Source organism: Vibrio genomosp. F10 str. ZF-129 (genome assembly GCF_000287055.2).
Lineage (GTDB): Bacteria > Pseudomonadota > Gammaproteobacteria > Enterobacterales > Vibrionaceae > Vibrio.
On the sequence record NZ_AJYQ02000087.1, the window covers coordinates 1 to 255 of the forward strand.

Consider the following 255-nt stretch of genomic DNA (forward strand, 5'->3'; position numbering starts at 1 on the left):
AAAGCCAGTTTGGGCGTAATCCAAAGTTTTCCGGCAACCGTTTTGAAGCGCGTTTCTCGAAACTATTGTTTCTGTCTGCTTACAAACTCTCATCGTATTTGTTGAGTCTGGTTTTCCCGCAGTTCATTATTGAGCACGTTAGTTTTGTGGGCGGCTTTAATCTCTTTGCATATCGGGTTTCGTGGGTCACCGCTTGTGAGTATCGCGTTTGAAATCGGTATCGTTTTTCAGCTTTGTCATTGGCCGTTCACTACA

The 255-nt window shown here is 44.3% G+C and carries 1 protein-coding gene; it reads left to right on the forward strand.

Annotated elements, in window-relative coordinates; genetic code table 11:
• Positions 1-212, forward strand: a 212-nt coding sequence (locus tag A1QO_RS20505; protein WP_038131761.1) for a hypothetical protein, incomplete at its 5' end; no start/stop codon positions are given.
• Between the last annotated feature and the right edge of the window lie 43 nt (positions 213-255).